We start from the raw sequence: 20,620 nt of genomic DNA, 5'->3' as shown, positions 1-20,620 counted from the left end.
CTACACCCTATTAAATTGCTTTTTCATTAAAATATGTGGGATTCCACAATCCATAAACTCTTCACCCACACGTTTGTACCCTAATTTTTCATAAAAGCCTTCTGCATAGGATTGCGCATTTAATTTAGATTTTGTTAAACCTTTTTCTAGTGCTATTCCCTCTAAACTTTGGATAATGACTTTACCTAATCCAAAGCTGCGGAATTCCTTTAATATACATATACGCTCTAGTTTGCCGTAGTCATCAACAACTCGCAGTCTACCTGTGCCAACTGGTTGATCGTTATAGTACACAAGTATATGATCACATGCTGCATCCAGTGTGTCGAATTCATCAAATTCTTCTTCCTCAGATACTTTTTGTTCCTCTATGAAAACTTTTTGACGAATGGCAAAGGCTGTTTGTAAAGCTTTTTCGTCTGTAATTTTTATTGTGTTCATTTTGATATTTCTCCTCGTTTAATGACTTTTTTTGCAGATTGAAAGGTTGTCTGTGCTGGTAAAACTTTGTTTGCGCCGGTAAGATCCTTTTTTCCGCCGCTAAGACTGGCTGTTGCGCCGGTAAAGTCCTTTCTTCCGCCGCTAAAACCGTCGTTTGCGCCGGTAAAGTCCTTTCTTCCGCCGCTAAAACCGTCGTTTGCGCCGGTAAAATCCTTTCTTCCGCCGCTAAGACTGGCTGTTGCGCCGCTAAAGTCCTTTCTTCCGCCGCTAAAACCGTCATTTACGCCGGTAAAATTCTTTCTTCCGCCGCTAAGACCGTCGTTTGCGCCGAGTTGTACAATGACATGTGATGCCAAACGTTTTCACGATCTTTTTGCTATAATTCTACTTAATATTGAAATTTTCTGATTTCTTTCACATAATTAAGTAAGATTGTACATTCGAAGGGCAGGTGCTATTTATGGCAAAACATCCTCTACTCGTACGTGATGTATTAAAGCGAAAGCATTTTGAATCTGCCAAGCTTATCGCAGGACAGCAAGGCCTAAATCGGCAAGTACTATGGACACATATTTTAGAAATTAAAGATTTTGATACTTTAATAAATGGGGGTGAACTCATTTTAACAACTGGTGTTGGTTTACAGCTAGAGCTTGAAACACAAATTGCCTATTTACAAAACCTTATTCGCAATGGTGCTGCAGCACTTTGTATAGAGATTGGTGATTATTTTGATCATGTTCCTGCAGAACTGATTGCTTTAGCAAATGCTCAACATTTTCCTATTATCATTTTTGAAGATATTGTACGGTTTATCGATATAACGCAGGATCTACATACGTACATTATAAATCAGCATCAGCAAGCATTAATACAGCTAGATACGATTTCAAAGACTTTTATGGAATTATCGTTAATGCCTAATGGAATTTTAAAAATTTTGCAGGTGCTTCATCAAGATACTGATACTTTATTTTTATTTGTCTCCGAAGATACGAAAAGCTTTTATTATCCTATAGAAGCCAAAAAGTATTTACGACTAATGGAGGAGCACTGTCGGCAGCTAGATTTACAAGAGCCCATTCAACTTCTGTCCATTGACAACGATCATTTCGTCATCATTCCAGTCAATGGACTTGGACAAGTATGGGGCTATTTATGTATGCATTCTGTACTGCCGAAGCCTAGTGATTATACGTTATTAAATCTTGAACGTGCAGCGATGTCTATTGCCCAAATATTAATGCGTAATCGAATGTTACAGGAACGCCAACAAAGCCGTGAGGATGAATTTGTCCTCGCCTTAATACAAGGTCAGCCCGTTGATCTTCAGTATTATCAAAGCTATTTGCCAATGGAAAATCGCAACTTATTTTATCGTGTAGTGGTGTTTAATATTTCCGACTATGCCAATACCTTTTCAGAGGAAGATTGGCAAGAAATACAGCTACAAAATGTTATGTTTGTTCGTTCCATCCTAAAGAAGCTCGGCTTTTTCCCTACCGTTTCGGTTCGACAACATGAAATTATTATCCTTGCTTTTTACATTGCGGCAGATTATATGAATGAAAATCGTGACTCCTTTAATCAAGCCATTCAGCAGATTGTTGCTCGAAAAACACCACAGTTCTTTGAGCAAATAACTCTTACCTTTGGCATCAGCAATGTTTATCAATCCATCAACAGCGTGCAGCAAGGCTATAAGGAGGCAAAAACAACCATTCAAATGCAGCACAATGAACTAGCTACTTCTATTTACTACAAAGATTTAGGTGTTTACAGATTGTTATTATATCAGGAACATGCAGCCCTTTTGCAATACGTCAAAGATTATTTACAAGAAATATTGCTCATTGATCAAAAAAACGGTACTGACCTTTATCAAACGCTCTGTGTTTATTTAGCATGCAATGGTGCGAAAAATGATACAGCTGAACAACTTTTTATTGTCCGTCAAACACTTTATAAGCGAATTGAACGACTAGAAAATATTTTAGGTGCTGATTTTTTACAGGCCCCTTATCGTCTCAATATAGAAATTGCGGTGAAGGCCTATGAATTATTGAAAAAAACAGCACCTGATCTACTACGCTTTTGAACGTGGATCCATAAAATCACGTAACGCATTGCTTAGCATATACAAACCTAACACGAGTACTGTAATGGCTCCACCTGGCGCATAAGTATACCACGGGGCTCCAACCAAATAGGCTTGTGAATCTTTTAACATTCGTCCCCAACTAGGGTTTGGTGGTTGCACGCCAAGCCCTAAGTAACTCAGAGCGGCCTCCGCAAGCATTGCAGTTGCAAAGGTCACAGTTGCCGCGACAATAATCTGTGATGAAATATTCGGTAATATATGGCGGAACATAATGCTATAAGGTTTTACACCAATTAACTTTGCAGCTAATACATATTCGCTGTCACGATGTTGGACAAAGCCACTGCGTGCAATTCTGGCAATGGCCGGTATGGCAATAATGCCTAATGCTATAGCAGTATTAACAATCCCTGGTCCAAATACCGCAACGAGCATTAAAGCTAAAATTATTCCTGGAAAGGCCATTAATGCATCCATCATGCGCATAAAAATTTCATCGATCCATCCACCCATATAGCCCGCTATACCACCAATTAAAATGCCAAAAATTGTTCCAATACATACTGTTAATAAACCGACTGCAAAGGCCGTTTGTGTTCCTTTCATAATGCGGCTAAAAATATCACGACCAAATTCGTCCGTACCAAAAAGATAATCACTGCTTGGGCTACGTAGCTTTTGAGGTATATTCATAGAATTCACATCGTGTGGCGTGTAAAAAAAGCTAACAACCATTACAATTAGAAAACCGACAATGACTAGTAGACCAATGATTAAATTGATATTTTTCGTGTACCTCTGTATATTTTTCATCGTATCCACCCCTCATCGTAATCGGATTCTAGGATCTATCACAGAATATAAAATATCGACCATAAAATTGATCATGACCACCGCTACAGTAATATACATGACGATTCCCTGCACTAATGGAAAATCACGATTACTAATAGCCGTGATAAGCAGTTGGCCAACGCCTGGCAATGAAAATACTTGCTCCACAATAATTGTTCCTGCAACAACCTCCGCCATAATCAGTCCAAAGACCGTTAATATCGGAATCATCGAATTTTTTAAGACATGCTTATACATGACATTTTGCTCAGACATCCCTTTACTGCGAATCGTACGCACATAATCGAGCTGAACTTGCTCTAAAATTGCAGTACGAACATAGCGGAAATTGACAGCAATTTGCGGAATTGCAATGGTTAATGCAGGTAGAACAAGCGTGCTTAGCGCTCCTGCTACACTTTGCGTCCATGGAATATATCCACTAATTTTAAAGAAGCTAAATTGCATGCCAATATATAGAATGAGCATCATGCCCAGCCAGAAAGAAGGAACGGCCATGCCGACTTGCGTTACTGTCGACAACGACACATCACTTAGCTTATTTTGTCTTCTCGCCGCAAACATCCCTAATGGTAAGGAAATGATTAATACAATTAAGAGGGTGAGCCCAGCCAATGATATCGTTACAGGTAGTCTGTCAAAGAGTAATTCTTTTACCGGCATTGAAAAACGAATGGAATTCCCTAATTCCCCTGTCAATAATCCTTTCATCCAATCCGTATATTGCTCATAAAGGGGGCGATTCAAGCCAAGCTCTGATCGCAAATTTTCAATTTGTGTGGGATCCGCTTCAGTGCCTAACATTGTCCGAACCGGATCACCAGGTAAAATTTGAAAAACACCGAATGTAATAATTGACACTAGAAGGATGGTTGTTATTAACAGAATGAATCGACGTATAATATACATCATCTAGCACTCATCCCTTTCTAGTTAGAAAATTTAACCTCTGACATATCATGGAACCAGAAAGGGTAGCTCTTTAATCCAGTAACTTGCTTGTCAGAGCCCCAAACAATCTGATAATCCGCAACATAAACTGCTGCTGCCTGCTCAGCTAAAATTTCCTGTGCGCGATGGTAATAGTCAATTTGTTTTGCCTGATCCGACTCCTTCAAAACATCCGCCATAATTTTGTCGTATTCATCATTTTTAAATAAGAAGAAGTTTTCACTATCATTCGTTGAAATGTAATCATTTAAAATTTCGTAGGCAGATGCACGACCCGTTAAATCGATCGTTGTCATTTGATAGTCGCGTCCAAAATAAACTCGGTCTAGCCAAATTCCCCATTCTACAACCTCAATTTCCACATCAATACCGATTTCCTTTAAATTATCTACAACAATTTGTGCGATATTCGAATAAATATCATTATGCGAAGACACTGTAATTTTTGTTTTAAAGCCATCAGGGTAGCCCGCCTCAGCTAATAATGCTTTTGCCTTTTCCACATCTCGCTTATACATGCTTTCTAAATCTTTCTTTTGATAGTCTCCCATCGCTGGACTCATATTTGAACCAAGTGGAACAGCATATCCTGCAAACACTGAGTCAATAATATCGGACTTACTTATGGCGTAGTTGATTGCCTGACGGACCTTGACATTATCAAAAGGTGCTTTAGTTTCGTTGAATGTAATGATTAACGATGAGTTATTATTTTGATGAGATAAATTATAATTCCCCTCTACTTCACTTACACGATGCCAAGGAACACTCGTTACATCTACTTCATTGGCCATTAAACTCATAATCGCTGCTTGATCATCCGACTGGAATGTAAACGTCACTTTATTTAAGTATGGAAGACCTTCCTTCCAGTAGTTTTCATTTTTCTTTAGCTCTAAATTTGTACCAGGAGAGTATTTTACATAAGCAAATGGCCCAGTGCCTATTGGATTTTCATTATGCTTGCCATCATTGCTTTTTGGTACAATGGCTGATTGTCGAGCAGTTAATGAATAGAGGAAATTGGAGTTTGGCTCCTTCAGTTTTATGACAAATGTATTGGCATCTGGTGCTTCTGTTGACACAACATTATCAAAGCTGTTTGACATCTTTTCGCCACCGTTTTTCCCCATTAAGCGATCAAACGAATACTGAATATCCTCCATAGTTAAATCCTTACCATTATGAAATTTTACACCTGGGCGAATTTTAAAGGTATATGTTAAGCCATCCTTTGATATTTCATACCTTTCTGCTAGCCCTTCTTTTAAGGATCCATCTGTTTTTGGTGCCATCAATCCTTCAAAAATATTGAGAATCATTTGGTACGATATTGATGCTGTTGCTTTATGTGGATCTAAAAAGTCAGGGTCATCATTTATACGCACTACAATTTCTTGAGGTAACTCTGCTACTGACTTTTCACCTGAACTTCCTTCTTTTCCAGCATCACTTGAGCATGCACTTATTAGTAAGCCTACTATCAATGTTAACAACAGCATTAACCAATTTTTATTCAGCCTCATGTCATATTCCCCCTATTCCTTAAGTGCTTATTTTTTGAATGCTTTTATAGCTTTCTACGTCTAGCAATTTATCAGCAGCTTTAATGCTAGCAAGTATCGCTTCCTCCATTGCTCTTGTAGCCAAATGGCCCAAATAGTCAACTGGATATGTTTTATCTCCAGTACCTAGTACGAAAACCGTATCTCCATCCAGCATTGTGTGAACAGGATAAATGGTCCGTGCGAGGGCATTTTGTGTGAGCTGAGCTATTTTTTTCGCCTCAGCTTTTGTTAGTTTCGCATTCACTGCAATGACACCAATTGTCGTATTCGTGCCTGACAATGCTTCTGATTGCACATGTTCCTCTAAATAAGCACAACAATCCATCCATTCTCCTGTTTTAGGATTCCTTGCACCTGCTAGTATTGCTCTTGTATTAGGGTCTTTTATATCCCCAACAGCATTGACAGCTACAATTGCACCGACTACAAGATCATCTTTGCCTGCTATAGAGACACTACCCAGTCCCCCTTTCATGCAAAATTGAGGTCCTGCCAATTTGCCTACTGTCGCACCATAACCAGCCCCTGTATTACCACTTACGAATGGCCCAACAATCGCACTTTTGGCCGCTTCATAGCCCATTTGAGCTGTAGGTCTTATCTTTGGATCGCCAATAAATAAATCGAACAGCACCGCACTAGGAATAATCGGTATTGTAGTAACACCCGCATCTACACCAACACCTTGCTCCTCTAAATATTGCATAACCCCTGTTGCTGCATCTAATCCAAATGCACTTCCTCCAGAAAGGCAAATCCCATGAACTCGATCAATTTCATTAATAGGATCAAGTGCATCGGTTTCTCGAGTGCCCGGTGCAGAGCCTCTTACGTCGACACCGCAAACTGCTCCATTTTCTACTAAAATCGCTGTACATCCTGTAATGCCTTCACTATTTTCTGCATGCCCGACCTTAACTCCAGGCACATCTGTAATATTTCCAAACACTATACACACCTCACTTTTTAGAGACTGAATATTCCGATTGTTCTTTATATAAAAAGCAGGCTACTCCTTGTTGTCTATTTTCTTCCTGAAGCACTGGTCGTTCCTGATGACACCTTTCCATCACAAATGGACAACGTGTATGAAACACACAGCCAACAGGCGGATGCATTGGGTTTGGCAATTCCCCCTGTAATGATATTTCCTGTTTCGGCTTATCAAAATTAACTACCGGAATCGCCGACAGCAATGCTTTCGTATATGGATGCAAGGGATTTGCAAATAATTCTTTCTTCGTACCAATTTCCACTACTCTCCCTAAATACAGCACTGCCACTCGATCACTTATATGTTTCACAACACTTAAATCATGTGAGATAAATAAATAAGTTAAATGAAATTCATCCTGTAAATCCATCATTAAGTTCAACACCTGTGACTGCACTGACACATCAAGCGCAGATACCGGCTCGTCTGCAATAATGAACTCTGGATGAATAGCAAGAGCGCGAGCAATACCGATTCGTTGCCGTTGACCGCCAGAAAACTCATGTGGAAACTTTTGCATGGCATCCTCTGAAAGGCCTACCTTGTGTAAAAGCTCCTTCACACGTTCTTTGCGTTGCTCTTTCGTTAATGTTAATTGCAGCTTCATCGGTTCCTCGATAATAGTACCTATTCGCATTCGAGGATTAAGTGATGCAAAGGGATCCTGGAAAATCATTTGCATTTGCTTGCGATAGGTTTGTAGCTTGTTGCCTTTTAAATGCTGGATAGGCTGCCCTTTATATAATATTTCTCCTGAAGTCGGTTCAACGAGTTTTAAAATTGTCCGTCCAAACGTGGATTTCCCTGAGCCAGATTCTCCTACTATGCCAAGTGTCTCACCTCGGAAAATCTCAATGGAAATATCATCGACTGCTTTAATGACTTTTTTCTCTTCCTTCATCGACTTACGTTTCACAGGAAAATAGGCTTTTAAATGATTAATTTCAAGCAAAACTTCTTTCTTCGTCATGATCAAGCGCCCCTTCCTCTGTAAATAAATTACAGCGAACTTTATGCTCGTCTTGAATATGGATTACCTTTGGCTGCGTGTCACGGCATTGTTCCATCGCAAATGGACAGCGTGGTGCAAAACGGCAACCTTCTGGTAATGCATAAGCTGGCGGGACGGTACCTGGAATAGAAGGTAATCTTTTGACATCCGTCTCAAGATTAGGCATTGTTTTTAAAAGAGCAGTCGTATACGGATGCTTCGGATTTAGAAAAAGCTCTCGCACCGGTGCTTCTTCTACAATTTGCCCTGCGTACATGACCATGACACGATCTGCCGTTTCTGCTACAACGCTCATATCATGCGTAATAAATAATATGGCCGAATGATGCTCTTCCTTCATTTTCATCATAAGCTTTAAAATTTGTGCCTGTACTGTTACATCAAGTGCCGTCGTTGGCTCATCAGCAATTAACAGCTGAGGGTTATTGGACATTGCAATCGCAATCATGACACGCTGCCGCATCCCTCCTGATAATTGGTGCGGATATTCAGAAATAACCTTTTCTGCATTGGCAATACCAACTTCTTTTAAAAACTGTAGTGATTTCTCCCATGCCTCTTTTTTAGAAATCTTTTGGTGCCTGCGTATTCCTTCTATCATTTGATTACCGATTGTAAAAACAGGATCCAAAGAGGTCATCGGCTCTTGAAAAATCATACTAATTTCATTGCCTCTAATGTTGCTCATCTCTTTATTTTTGTAGTCTAGTAGATTTTTGCCATTCAATTTAATGGTACCAGCTGTAATTTCTCCTGGTGGCATGGGTAGTAATCGCATAATTGATAACGATGTAATGCTTTTTCCACTTCCAGACTCACCTACTAGTGCTACCGTTTCTCCTTTATGAATCGTAAAGCTCACGTCATCAACAACTTTTGCCTGTTTGCCATTTTTTAAATGAAAATTTATTTTTAAATGATTTACCTCTAGTAGCATTTGATTTTCTTTTTGGTGTTCCATATGCGTCTCCCTCTCACATTTGATTAGGTGGTGCATAGCGTATCGCGATATTTTTCATTTGGGTATAATTTCTTAACGCGATAAAACCTTTTTCTCGACCAATGCCGCTCTTTTTATAGCCACCGAACGGCATTTGAATTCCGCCTGCAGCTCCATAGTTATTGACAAAAACTTGACCAGCCTGCACTCGGCTTGCGACAAAATGAGCAGTATCCAAATCCTTGGACCAAATGCCTGCAACTAAACCGTAGTCTGTACTATTCGCTAAGGCAATCGCTTCTTCGACAGTTGTAAATGTAAATATAGTCAACACTGGACCGAAAATTTCTTCCTGAGCAAGTGGATCATTAGCATCTACCCCAGCAAGTATTGTTGGTTCAACATAATAGCCATTTTCATAGCCTTTAATCGTCAGTGTTTCGCCACCAGTGACCACATAGCCATCTTCCTTCGCCTTTTGCAATAATGTTGAAATCTTCGTATATTGTCGTTCATTTAAAAGTGGACCCATATCAACGTCCGCTTCACCCGGACCAACTTTTAGTGCTTGAAATTTCCGCACTAATTGCGTGATGAATGTCTCTTTTACACTTTCTTCAATTAGTAATCTTGCCCCAGCAGAGCATGTTTGTCCGGCATTTTGAATAATGGCACGAACTACTCCCTCAAGCGCCTGCTCCATGTTTGCATCCGCAAAAACAATATTCGGCGATTTCCCACCAAGCTCTAATGTTACAGGTACTACATTTTGAGCTGCTGATTTCATAACAGCAATCCCCGTTGGAACAGAGCCCGTAAACGTAATATGATTAATATCAGGATGTGACGTTAAATACGGACCGACATCACGACCTAAACCTGTAATATGCTGAAAAATACCTTTTGGCAATTTTCCCTCAAACCATTCAGTTATGGCATGTGTTGTCAATGGCGTATCCTCAGCACTTTTAACAATCACTGCATTACCCGTTGCGATGGCGGCTGCTACACTTCTTGCTGTTATTTGAATAGGATAATTCCAAGGAACGATATGTACGGTAATTCCGACTGGCTCTAACACTACCGCATTTAAAATGCCATCTTCAATTGGAATAGTATCCCCCATCACTTTATCAGCAGCTCCCCCGTAAAACTCAAAATAACGAGCTGCTGCTTCAATATCTGCCCTTGCTTGTGTTAACGGCTTTCCAACATCACGGCATTCTAATAAACTCCATTCCTCTGCATGCTTGCGAATATAGTGAGCGAATTCAACAAGTAACTGTCCTCGTTCATGTGCCTTTATTTTCCGCCACTCTTCACTTTCAAATGCTACTCGTGCAGCACGAACAGCTTCATCAACATGTGCTTTATTGGCATTCGTAATTTGGGCAATAACTTCACCAGTAGAGGGGTTCATAACATCTAATAATGCCTCCGAGTCAGCGTGAATCCACTCACCGTTAATAAACATTGGAATTTTTTTCACCTTATCCCTCCTATAGTCCGCGACCACCGTCTACATGTAACGTCGTCCCTGTAACCATACTCGCATCATCTGAAAGTAAATAATTTACCGCACCTGCAATGTCTGACGGATTCACTAAACGTCCAAGAGGTACCGATTGAACAAAGACATTTTGTTTTGTTTGCTCGATATCTGCTCCTTGTGCGGCAAACTGTCCCAACATCTGTGTATCGGCTGGACCTGGATGAATTGTGTTAACACGTATTTGGAACGGCGCTAATTCAATAGCCATTGCGCGTGTAAAGCTCTCTGCCGCCCCCTTAGAGGCAATATACGCCTGCAAACCAGGTCTCGGACGTACGGCAGAAATAGAGGCAATCGTTACAATTGAGCCCTTCTGCCGTTCCTTCATATAAGGAACGACAGCCTTAGTTGTAATAAATAAGCTTTTCACATTGACATCCATTAACCGATTCCATTCGTCCATCGTTACTTGTTCAATCGGTGTTGCTGCCTGCGCTATGCCAAGTGCATTGACGAGGCCATCAATACGTCCATACTTGTCAATAACCTGCTTGCATATGTCGTTCACACGCTCCTCCTGCAAAACATTGACTTCAAAGCATTGCAAGGCATCCTGTGCTAAATCTGTTAGTGATGCTACCGATAGATCAAGCCCAACTACAACATTGCCCTTCGCAAGCTGCTCCTGAATAATGGCTTTTCCCATACCCCCACCAGCACCTGTGACAATAATGACCTGTTGTTCTACTGCCATGCTATACACCCCTTGCCACTAATTTCATTTTGACAATCTCCTGACAAATCGCATCACCCATTTGCGCTGTCGTCGCCTGCCCACCAATATCCGCCGTTTTCACAACACCTTCTTGAAGCACCGTCTCAATCGCATTAACAATCAACTCTTCTATATCCGGTCTTCCAATATGTCCAAGCAATAAAGCAAGTGACCAAATTTGTGCAATTGGATTTGCGATCCCCTTTCCTGCAATATTTGGCGCTGACCCATGCACAGGCTCAAACATAGAGGGAAATTCCTTTTCTGGATTCACATTAGCTGATGGTGACAATCCAAGACCTCCAACAATAGCTGACCCTAAATCAGATAAAATATCCCCGAATAAGTTGGAGGCAACAACAACTTGAAAATCCTGTGGTCGCTCCACAAAGTAAGCTACTAAAGCATCGATATAAATAGATTCTAGCTCTAGCATTGGTGAGCTTTGAGCAAGAATCCTTTTCGTATGCTCATCCCAGAACTTCATTGAATGAATAATGGCATTCGATTTTGTTGCACTCGTAATTTTTGTTTTGCCATATTTATAAGCATAATCACAGGCGGCTTGTACAATTTTTTCAATACCGATACGTGTCATAATCGTATTTTGAATCGTCATTTCCTGCGGCTGATTATGATACATTCGACCACCACTATCGGAATATTCCCCTTCCGCATTTTCTCGGAAGATCACGAAATCAATATCCCTTCCATCGGCAAGTGGTGAGGTTATGCCAGGTAGCGATTTAATCGGACGGAAATTAACATATTGCTGGAAGCTTTTGCGTATCGGCATAATTAATTCCCATACCGTAACATCATCTGGCACACGAGCATCTCCAATAGCCCCGAATAATATCGCATCAAACTCTTTTAATATGTCTAGTGCATTTTCTGGCATCATACGACCGTGCTGAAGATAATAATCGGAGCTCCAAGGGAAAATCGTTGTTTCTATTTGTAAAGACGTATCTTGTTCCTGAAGATGGTTCAAAACCTTTAACGCTTCCTCCATGACTTCCTTTCCAATGCCATCACCCGGAATGACGGCGATTTTTTTGTGAGTCATTGTGCATCACCTGCTAAAAACTTTAATGCTGCTAAACGATATATAGCTGTTGTTTCTGCCAATTCTTCAATATCGACATATTCGTCAATTTGATGGGGAATATCACGATCACCCGCACCAATCGTAACAATTGGGATACCATGCACATGAAGGAATGTTCCATCTGTAGCCCCTGGAACACCATTATATTTCGGCTCTTTCTCCGTTACTTCAGCAACTGCCTCATAAATAGCTTGTACAACAGGTTCCTCCTTCGCTGTAGCTGTGGCCGGGCGGTTGTCAAGCACTGTTAGCTCTACCTTAAAATCCGGATCATCCGCTTGCAGACGTTTGATAATTGCCTCAATTTTACTAAGAAGCTCATCATGATCCTGTGCAGGTACTGTACGAATATCAAGCGTCGTCATACAATGATCAGGTATGACATTAATTTGCGCATCCCCTTTTACTGGTGCTCGTAAAATTGTCGGCGTAATGGTTGGCCAATTAAGCATTGGATCACGTCCTAAACGTGCTTGCTCTTCTTTTTCTAATTTTTCAAGCTCCACAATAAAACGTGCCATACGCCAATTCGGGTTAATACCGCTCCAAGAAATTGCACCGTGCGCCATCTTCCCAAAAATATCCACCTTCAAACGTATCGCTCCACGCTGCGCAATGCTGACATTATTTTCCTGTGGTTCACATATAATAGCCCCATCTACATCATCTGCCCAACCATTTTTTATAAAATGTTTAATGCCAAGCATCAACCCTTCTTCATCACAAGGAATACATAAAATAATCTTGCCTGTAAATTCCTCCTGATCCAGTAACAACGACTGGCAAGCTGTAATCATACATGCAAGATTTCCTTTTGTATCATTTGTACCTCGGCCATACATTCGACCATCAATAATTTCTGCACCGAATGGATCGTACGTCCATGCTTCACGATTTCCTTCAGTAACGACATCTGTATGTCCTTCAAAGAGTAGCGTTTTCCCTGGTTTACCCGAATCAATAATAGCAATCACATTCGGCCTACCTGGCACAACCTCCTCCACATGTGTTTCAATCCCGATATTACGTAAACATTGAGCGACAAAAGTTGCCACTTCTTGTTCATTGCCATTTGGATCATTTTCTCGATAAACGCTTTCAATACGAACTAGCTTTTGTGTAAGCTCAATAACTACTTCTCGATCACGCAAATAAGATTCCGTTTTCTTTAAATTTGTTACTGTCATTTAAAGGCCCCCCTTATTTAAAGCGAATATTCTGAATTCAAATTATTTTAACATTGTCCTTATAGATATGTATTAGACAATTTGTTAATAAAACATATAATGCTATTAACTTTTTGTTTAGTATTAAAAAGCTAGAGAACGTCAAAATTATCTACTTTTTGTTATTTCCCGATAAAAAGAGACTGGATCATTACCATAACATGGGGTTGATTTCCGTTCCGACTGGGCGCTTTGTTGCTGACGCTTCGCTTTCGCACAGAGCAAAGCTTCCTGGGGGGCGTCCGATGAACAAAATGATAGAGCTACAACATTTGAAAATATAAGAAAAATTGGAACCTCCGAAAGAAATGCGGTCTTGCAAGCAGACTTTCTTATCGTCATTTTGCCAACCAGAAAAGGACGCCATATAGAATTTGGAATAGCACTTGGACAAGTAAAAAAATATATTTTATTCACCAAATGAAGATGTAGACAATTTCGAAACGACAAGTACGTTTTATCATTTACCCGAGGTTGAAATTGTCAGGGGAAAATTGTATTTAACTAATGAAATATAAAAAACCAGCATCTATTTTGAATAGCTCAAATAGATGCTGGTTTATTCGTTTTATCGCTGGCGAGACTCTGTCATTTGCTTCCAAACAGAACCTTTTGCTTCCTCGCCCTGTTCGATGCGAGCAATCGCCATTTTTACTTGTAGTTTCACTTCAAACTCTTTATCCTCTTCAGCAGCCTTTAATGCCGCTAATGACTTTTCAGTACCGACCTCATACAAGTACATGGCTGCACGCCAACGAACAAGCTTATTTTTATCTTGCAATGCTTGCTGCATCGCGACTTCAAATTCCACGAAGCCAAGGTCACTCATACAATCTCCTGCAGTTCGGCGTACCGCTGCACTTTTGTCTTGTAATGCCTTTTCTAAATATGGAACAACCGACACATCTTCAATCATTCCTAAATAAACGGTTGCCAGTCGACGGATCGACATTTGCTCATCTTGTAACGCCAAATCTAAAAGTGGTAAATCATCTAGCTCTGGATCTGCCATCTGATCAAGTAATTGGAAACGTTTTTCCCACTCAGGTTGCTTAAACTGTGCAACAGTAATTTTTAGCTTAGCTGGTTTCTCAATTGTTTTTTCGGCGTCATTCATCATTTCGACAATCTCTACTAATCGTTCCTCAGAATATGTCACATCGATTTCCTGCTTTATTGCTTCCGCAATTTCCTCAAGCTCGCCATATCGTACACCATAGTCAATCCACTTACGTTGGAAAATATAATTTTCATCAACTGCTGTCTCAATAATTTTATTGAAAGCTTCGACAAAGCGCTCACCACAGCTTATACGGTGCTCACGTTGATTATCAAACACCTTTACTTGTAGTGGCACCTGCTTATAAAACTGTACATGAACGTACACTTCACCATAAAATTCATTAGCTACCTGTGTTTCATTTTCTTCCTGTACGTCTTCACCTAACACTTGACGAATGCTTGCTAAAATACCTTCCCATGCATACTTTGCGTTACGCTCAACAGCAAAGAAATCGGCTACATGATAAACGCCCTTCACACCTTCAATTGCTAAAATCGCCGCTGCTTCTCCAGTTGCTTCATCTTTATTATTCTTTGTAAAATTATAGCTTTTGCCAAAAGGTAACTCTGTATCAACGACAATCTTCATAGAATTAGGACTTGGTGTCGGTTCAATTGTCATAATCTTCATACATATCGCTCCTTATCCGTTTACGATTTCATCTAAATACGACCATCTTTCAATAAGATGTTCATATTGTGCATTTAGCTCATCTAGCTTCGCCGTTAACTCCTGTAACTTTGTAAAATCAGCACCAGCGTTGGCAATACCCTCTTCGGTTTCCATAATCGCTGTCTCTGTCTTTTCTATGTCATCAGCAATCGTTTCCCATTCTTTTTGCTCTTTAAAGGATAATTTTTTCTTGTCCGATTTAGGCTTTTCCGTCTTAGGTTTTTCGACCTTTGGCGCCTCTACCTTTACAACGGTTTCCTGTTCACGTTTTTGTAAATAGTCACTGTAAACATCAAGTGTCTCTTCAACATGTCCAAGACCATCTAAAATCCATAACTTTTTCACAATACGATCTAAGAAAAAGCGATCGTGGGATATCGTTATAACGACCCCAGGGAAATGCTCAATGAAATCCTCCAACACACCTAGTGTTTCAATATCTAAATCATTTGTAGGCTCATCTAGTAACAGTACGTTTGGTTGTTCCATTAATAATCGTAATAAATGGAGACGTTTACGCTCGCCACCCGATAATTTACCGATCGGTGTACCATGCGCATTAAGCGGGAATAAGAAAAGCTCCAGCATTTGAGCTGCCGAATAGCGCACACCCTCTGCATCTGTTATATCATTTGAAGCTTCTCGAATATATTCAATCATACGCTCATTTTCATTCATTTTCGGTAATGTTTGTTTAAAATGCGCTAGCTTCACCGTCGAACCAACATGAATTTCACCTAAATCAGGTGTAAGTTCACCTGCAAGCATGTTCAATAATGTTGATTTTCCTACACCATTAGCTCCGATAATACCAATTCGGTCGCCCTGTTGCAGTAAAAATGAAAAGTCTTCTAGAATCTTTTGATGGCCAAATGCCTTCGAAATCTTTTCTGCCTCTAAAACCTTTCGACCGAGACGCGTTGTAGCTAGGCCCATCTCAAGAGAAACATCTTCTGACTTACGCTCTAGGTTATCCTCTAACTGTTCGAAGCGTTGGATACGTGCCTTTTGCTTCGTAGAACGCGCCTTCGCTCCACGACGAATCCATTTTAATTCCGAACGATAGCGATTGCGGTCCTTTTGAGCAGAGGCTGCTTTCATTTCCTCACGAATAGCACGTGCTTCGAGATAATCTCCGTAATTCCCTGTATGGCGATACATTGTTTGGTCAGCAAGCTCATAAATATGAGTGGATAGCTCATCTAAGAAATAACGATCATGGGTAATGAATATGACTGCTCCCTTTAATCGTAAAACCATTTCTTGTAGCCATTCCGTTGACTGCACATCTAAATGGTTGGTCGGCTCGTCCAATAAGTAAAGATCTGCTGGCTCAATTAAGACTTTAGCCAATGCGACGCGCTTTTGCTGTCCACCTGACAGAGTTAATACTTCCTTATCAAACATTTCAATCCCAAGCTTCGTAAGTGCTGTCTTAGCCAGTGCATTGACATCCCACGCCTGCTCTTCATCCATGCGATGCTGTAAGCTAAATAACGTTTTTTGTAAACTTTCTGACGTTGGATTTAGTGCAAGTGCAGCAACCGTCTCCTCATATTCACGATTAAGTTTTAAAATAGGTGAATCTCCTGCAAATACTGCCTGTAACACAGTTTCGCCACTGTTAAAAGTAGGCTCCTGTGGTAAATAAGCAATACGGTATTTATTTGGGCGGTCTACATTCATTGAATCCGCTTCGATTTCACCTGCTAAAATAGAAAGCAATGTAGATTTACCAGTACCATTAATACCAATTAGCCCTGCTCGCTCCCCCTCATAAATCGTAAATTCAATATTTTGAAAGAGCGTTTTATCGCCCACTGTTTTCGTTAAATTTTGTACAATTAAATGACTCATTACACTGTCCATCTCTTTCATTTAGGTGTTGTTTAATGCCCACACTACTTTTATATGTAGTTTATTATTGATATCCATTTTTATCATAACACCAAATGACAGGTAAACAAAGGACAACAAACTCTGTTTCTTTATCGAAAAAACACACCTCCTCCATTAACCGCAAAATGAAGAAGCTTAAACTTTCTACTCGATCTAACTTAGTGCCTCATCACTGATAGAAACAGATGGCACTAACGTAACAAACTATCATTGATTATATTATGGTAAACAAAACAATTAATCCTGCTGCAGATAACAACTGGTCATTTATACCGTTCCTAGCAAATACAAAAATCATTTACCTCTCTGCTAAGGAAGCACAAAAAGTTATTCCTGAAGGTAGCAATATCGAATATGTAGGAGAAACAGAAAATGGCTTTGGTAAATATTTAATTAAATAATGATGAAATGTTTGTGCTTTGTATTTTAGACGCGAAGGATTAGATCAACAATAAACAGATGAAGGCAAACGAAAAGGTATAAGCTTACTATTCAATAGAAGCTTATACCTTTTCCTGTTGCTCATATCTAACTTTTAGATGATAAATTTGCATCCGCTTTGAAAAGCAGTGTACATTTTTATTTACCTATTTCATTTTGTAATTGCTCTAAAAACTGTACCATAAATTGATGGCGTTCGTTAGCCATTTGCTTGCCCTTCTCTGTAATCATTAAATCCTTCAACAATAAAAGCTTCTCGTAAAAATGGGTAACTGAGGATGTATTTTTACTGCGATACTCCTCCTCTGTCATATCCGTACGAGCGTCCTCTTCCTCATCGTAAAGCTTTCTACCTTTAGCCCCACCAAAAGCAAATGTGCGTGCAATGCCGATTGCTCCAATGGCATCTAATCGATCTGCATCTCGTACAACTTTTGCCTCAATAGAAGTTGCTTCTAACTCATTGCCACCATTAAACGATACTTGTGCAATGCAATCTCGGATATGTTGCTTTTTCTCCTCGCTTAAAGACAACTCGGCAATTAACTTATTTTCCTGCTCTTTACTATCGGTATACTTTTTATCGCTTACATCATGCAAAAGCACAGCAATTTTTACGACCTCCGCATCAGCTTCCGGTTCAGTATGTAAAATCGCTAACGCATTTTGATAAACACGTTCAATATGTTGAAAATCATGGCTAGCATCAAACTGTTCATAAATCCCACGTACTTTGTTCATTAAATTGTTCATATTTTTTATTCATTCCCTTCCTTTACGATTATACTGTATAGTTTAGAGGAGTTGAAAGCTAAGTAACCTCTCTTCTCGATAAAAAGTAAAAAAAGTTAGATCCTTTCAATTGACTAATTTTTCAGAATACTGTATGATAAATGTACAGAACATTAATTTGTTCTGTACGTTCATTATTTCAGTGATGTATAAGAACTATGTTTTAACAGATTAAACAACTTCAGCGGGCTTACAATTGAATATTGTGTTGAAAGATGACGGGTGTAATCAATCATCTAAGAAATCAAATAAAAGTGAACACTTTCCCTTAGAAATTCTTTGTTTTAACCCGCATAGTAAATGTACATGACGAGATAAGTGAACAAACAGTAAGCCTGTTTTCACGACCAAGAAGGCTTTGACCATATGTCGCAAGCGTGTGATATTTTTTATCATTAATTGATGTTACCTTCTTCTGTTCAATATCTTGAATATGTGTGAACGTAACTCCTCCCATTAATGGCAAATGGTACACCAATTTCTTGCCAACATTTTGCGAAAGGCCGAATCATCAGAGTCGTGCGAACAAAACTAGATAAATTTTTTAGGCAACATTTTTTCCGAATTTCATTTAAGCCGTAAATGAAGTAATAAGTTATGAAGGAAGTAGGAACGATAGTTATGTTATGTATTACCAACCCGCTGAAGAAACAGTAAAAGCTGCCCATCTTACTCAATGTAGATGATGGCAGCTTTTATTGTTTCTTCAACTTCCATTTTAAAGACATTCCCTTAAAGTAAATACTATTTATTGGTAATTTATTAATTAATGCAAATATTCCCATACTGCTGATTTTACACACATTGTCGTACAATTGCTGCTCAAACCACCCTACATTTCATAACTTAGCTCTTCCTTGAAATCGTAGCCTCGTTAACCCTAACGTTGTTTATTCGTCATTTTTTTGGATTAGCCCTTCCTTGATTTCTTCAATACGCTCGACAGATAAGCCTGTTATTTTACTAATAAAATCAATATCCATATTATTCGCTAAAAGATTGTTGGCAATTTCTTCTTTTTCTTCTTTTTTCCCTTCTTCTATACCCTTTTGCTCTGCCATATGCTTCACATCCTCTAGCTTCGCCTCTTCATCAAGGATATACTTTAACCGTGATTGATAGGCAATAACATCTTCCTGAGATAAACTTAACTCTTCCCAGGCATTGAATGCCTCTAATAGATGTTCGTCCTTCATCGCCAGCTCCTCCAATTCGCAAAAAATTTTATCATAAACCTTTTTCTTTCGTGCATCGACCATACCTAATAACAATAACCAGCGTGCTAAAATATCATCAAGTGGCTTTAGTTGTCCTTTGTGCCATTGTTCAAGGAATTTATTCATTTCAATAAAATGCACTTCCAAAACATCATCCTGTATAGCTAATCGCTTTAATGTTTTATCCTCATATAAATGAAAGGTGCTGTGATAATCTACATTTTGAGGAAACACCGTAAAATTACATATATTAACAGTAATAGTCGGCACCAGTTTATAATATCCCATACCCTTTTGTAATTGTGATGTATATAGTTGTGCCCAATAATATAATGTACGCTTGAACATATCGTGCTGATTAGACAATTGAATCTCAATATTGATCATCTGCTGATCCTGTGTTTTCACCACAATATCTAATCTTGACTGCTTAACCTCCTTGTATTCACCACCAACTTCTTGGCTCATAAAAGCTACTTCTTGAATGGTATTTCGACCTGTGCGTTTTAAAATCGCATTAAGAAAAACAATGGTTATACGTTTATTTTTTTCACTACCAAACATTTGCTTAAATGCATAGTCTACTTTCAGATCCATCAATTTCGTTAGCGGAATTCTACGTAAAGCCTTTTCGCTCACAACCATCACCTCTTTCGTTCATTAAAAGTTTGGTCATAAATCTTAATCTTCATATTTTATATTATTTTAACATGCTTCAATTGCAGGACCAAATTAAAAAACAAGCCCTCTGTAGTTTATAAAAATGATTAAAATAGCCCTATTATCCTTGTTAATACGCAATGCTGCTGTTGAAGTATTAAGTTATAAAGGAAGTAGGAATAAATGTTATGTATTACCCACCCACTGAAAAAACAGTAAAAGCAGCCCATCTTACTCGATGTATATGATGGTAGCTTTTATTGTTTCTTCAATTTCCATTTTAAAGACATTTATCCTATCTCACTTTTCTCTGCTTCTTTTTTCAAATGCCCCTTAGAAGACCATGATATATTTACAGGTGTGTTGATTAACCATTTTATCCACCCTAATTAAATTAGAAGGATCTGATT

Annotated in this window: 19 protein-coding genes; 2 read left to right on the top strand and 17 right to left on the bottom strand. The window is 39.2% G+C overall.

What is annotated here, in order from left to right:
* Positions 1-441, bottom strand: a complete 441-nt coding sequence (locus QRN68_RS08995) for a GNAT family N-acetyltransferase (protein ID WP_285396478.1) — start codon at positions 439-441, stop codon at positions 1-3.
* Positions 438-797 (bottom strand): hypothetical protein, encoded by a 360-nt coding sequence (locus tag QRN68_RS08990; RefSeq protein WP_285396477.1) that lies wholly within the window; start codon positions 795-797, stop codon positions 438-440. The genes QRN68_RS08995 and QRN68_RS08990 overlap by 4 nt, the downstream gene beginning before the upstream one ends.
* A gap of 104 nt (positions 798-901) precedes the next feature.
* On the opposite strand from QRN68_RS08990, the gene QRN68_RS08985 reads away from it, so the two are divergent.
* On the top strand, positions 902-2,539 hold the full coding sequence (locus tag QRN68_RS08985; RefSeq protein ID WP_285396474.1) for a PucR family transcriptional regulator: 1,638 nt from the start codon (positions 902-904) through the stop codon (positions 2,537-2,539).
* On the opposite strand, the gene QRN68_RS08980 is transcribed toward QRN68_RS08985, so the two are convergent.
* The 13 genes from QRN68_RS08980 to QRN68_RS08920 all read right to left on the bottom strand — a co-directional run bounded on the left by QRN68_RS08980 (position 2,528) and on the right by QRN68_RS08920 (position 17,058).
* Positions 2,528-3,355, bottom strand: coding sequence for an ABC transporter permease (locus QRN68_RS08980; RefSeq protein WP_285396473.1), 828 nt, complete (start codon positions 3,353-3,355; stop codon positions 2,528-2,530). The two genes, QRN68_RS08985 and QRN68_RS08980, sit on opposite strands and share 12 nt — an antisense overlap.
* Positions 3,356-3,367: 12 nt before the next feature.
* Positions 3,368-4,309: an ABC transporter permease gene (locus tag QRN68_RS08975; RefSeq protein ID WP_285396471.1), complete on the bottom strand. Its 942-nt coding sequence runs from the start codon at positions 4,307-4,309 to the stop codon at positions 3,368-3,370.
* Between the two features lie 17 nt (positions 4,310-4,326).
* Positions 4,327-5,874: an ABC transporter substrate-binding protein gene (locus QRN68_RS08970; protein WP_285396470.1), complete on the bottom strand. Its 1,548-nt coding sequence runs from the start codon at positions 5,872-5,874 to the stop codon at positions 4,327-4,329.
* A gap of 19 nt (positions 5,875-5,893) precedes the next feature.
* Complete coding sequence (locus QRN68_RS08965) at positions 5,894-6,865, bottom strand: P1 family peptidase (RefSeq protein WP_285396469.1); 972 nt, start codon at positions 6,863-6,865, stop codon at positions 5,894-5,896.
* A gap of 10 nt (positions 6,866-6,875) precedes the next feature.
* Positions 6,876-7,880, bottom strand: a complete 1,005-nt coding sequence (locus QRN68_RS08960) for an ABC transporter ATP-binding protein (RefSeq protein ID WP_285396468.1) — start codon at positions 7,878-7,880, stop codon at positions 6,876-6,878.
* Positions 7,855-8,883: an ABC transporter ATP-binding protein gene (locus QRN68_RS08955; RefSeq protein ID WP_285396467.1), complete on the bottom strand. Its 1,029-nt coding sequence runs from the start codon at positions 8,881-8,883 to the stop codon at positions 7,855-7,857. Before QRN68_RS08955 ends, QRN68_RS08960 begins: the two co-directional genes overlap by 26 nt.
* 13 nt (positions 8,884-8,896) lie before the next feature.
* On the bottom strand, positions 8,897-10,351 hold the full coding sequence (locus QRN68_RS08950; protein WP_285396465.1) for an aldehyde dehydrogenase family protein: 1,455 nt from the start codon (positions 10,349-10,351) through the stop codon (positions 8,897-8,899).
* 10 nt (positions 10,352-10,361) lie between these two features.
* Positions 10,362-11,108, bottom strand: a complete 747-nt coding sequence (locus QRN68_RS08945; protein WP_285396464.1) for an SDR family NAD(P)-dependent oxidoreductase — start codon at positions 11,106-11,108, stop codon at positions 10,362-10,364.
* A gap of 1 nt (position 11,109) precedes the next feature.
* Positions 11,110-12,198 carry a tartrate dehydrogenase gene (locus QRN68_RS08940; protein ID WP_285396463.1) on the bottom strand — a complete coding sequence of 363 codons (1,089 nt, stop codon included), beginning with the start codon at positions 12,196-12,198 and terminating at the stop codon, positions 11,110-11,112.
* A complete protein-coding gene (locus QRN68_RS08935; RefSeq protein ID WP_285396462.1) occupies positions 12,195-13,427 on the bottom strand; it encodes a M20 family metallopeptidase in 1,233 nt (410 codons plus the stop codon). Before QRN68_RS08935 ends, QRN68_RS08940 begins: the two co-directional genes overlap by 4 nt.
* Positions 13,428-13,617: 190 nt before the next feature.
* A complete protein-coding gene (locus QRN68_RS08930; protein WP_285396461.1) occupies positions 13,618-13,788 on the bottom strand; it encodes a hypothetical protein in 171 nt (56 codons plus the stop codon).
* A 246-nt stretch (positions 13,789-14,034) separates the two neighbouring features.
* A complete protein-coding gene (locus QRN68_RS08925) occupies positions 14,035-15,159 on the bottom strand; it encodes a conserved virulence factor C family protein (protein WP_285396460.1) in 1,125 nt (374 codons plus the stop codon).
* A 12-nt stretch (positions 15,160-15,171) separates the two neighbouring features.
* The gene (locus QRN68_RS08920) at positions 15,172-17,058 is read right to left on the bottom strand and encodes an ABC-F family ATP-binding cassette domain-containing protein (protein ID WP_285396508.1); all 1,887 of its coding nucleotides are present in this window, start codon (positions 17,056-17,058) and stop codon (positions 15,172-15,174) included.
* Positions 17,059-17,321: 263 nt separating this feature from the next.
* On the opposite strand from QRN68_RS08920, the gene QRN68_RS08915 reads away from it, so the two are divergent.
* Positions 17,322-17,501 carry a hypothetical protein gene (locus QRN68_RS08915; protein ID WP_285396459.1) on the top strand — a complete coding sequence of 60 codons (180 nt, stop codon included), beginning with the start codon at positions 17,322-17,324 and terminating at the stop codon, positions 17,499-17,501.
* Between the two features lie 178 nt (positions 17,502-17,679).
* Here the strand turns inward: QRN68_RS08915 and QRN68_RS08910 are convergent, their stop codons facing one another.
* Both QRN68_RS08910 and QRN68_RS08905 read right to left on the bottom strand, forming a co-directional pair.
* Entirely contained in the window at positions 17,680-18,294 is a 615-nt protein-coding gene (locus QRN68_RS08910) for an HD domain-containing protein (RefSeq protein WP_285396458.1), read from the bottom strand.
* Between the two features lie 929 nt (positions 18,295-19,223).
* Positions 19,224-20,147: an Rpn family recombination-promoting nuclease/putative transposase gene (locus QRN68_RS08905; protein ID WP_285396457.1), complete on the bottom strand. Its 924-nt coding sequence runs from the start codon at positions 20,145-20,147 to the stop codon at positions 19,224-19,226.
* Positions 20,148-20,620: the final 473 nt, after the last annotated feature.

Origin of the sequence: Lysinibacillus sp. fls2-241-R2A-57, assembly GCF_030209535.1 — a bacterium.
GTDB lineage: Bacteria > Bacillota > Bacilli > Bacillales_A > Planococcaceae > Lysinibacillus.
This window is presented reverse-complemented; position numbering and strand designations above follow the sequence as displayed.